This is a genomic window from Chromobacterium sp. ASV23 (assembly GCF_016428945.1).
Taxonomy (GTDB): Bacteria; Pseudomonadota; Gammaproteobacteria; order Burkholderiales; family Chromobacteriaceae; genus Chromobacterium; species Chromobacterium sinusclupearum.
Genome location: NZ_JAELTR010000179.1, coordinates 1 through 469 on the forward strand (window position 1 = coordinate 1; position 469 = coordinate 469).

The window sequence follows — 469 nt, forward strand, 5'->3', positions numbered from 1 at the left end:
TTGTTGGCATCAAACTGGTAAGTACCGGTCAGGTCCTTGCCCACTTCGAGCGGACCCTTGACCTTCAATGCCTTCACCACCGGCTTGGCAGACGGATCGATCGGCTTGCCGTTGTCGCCGCCCTCGGTTTCGTTGCCGCCGCCTTCGTTCTCAGACATCGAACCATCGGTCGCCACTTTGGCGGTGTTGCCCACCACATTGGCGCCGTTCTTCGCCTGCACGCCCACTTCCAGCACCTTGCCAGCATCGGCTACGACAATCTTGTGCGCTGGCACGGTACCCGACTGGACAACAGTCTCGCCCTTGGCCGCGTCGGTCTTACCCTTCTCGCCCCAGGCAAACGTCGACTTGTCGGTACCGTTGCCGTTGTTGGCGTCAAACTGGTAAGTACCGGTCAGGTCCTTGCCCACTTCGAGCGGACCCTTGACCTTCAATGCCTTCACCACCGGCTTGGCAGACGGATCGATCG

At 60.3% G+C, this 469-nt stretch carries 1 protein-coding gene; it reads right to left on the reverse strand.

What is annotated here, in order from left to right; translation table 11 throughout:
* Positions 1-469 (reverse strand): hypothetical protein (locus JHD59_RS22145; RefSeq protein ID WP_199155857.1); only part of this gene is annotated, 469 nt, incomplete at both ends.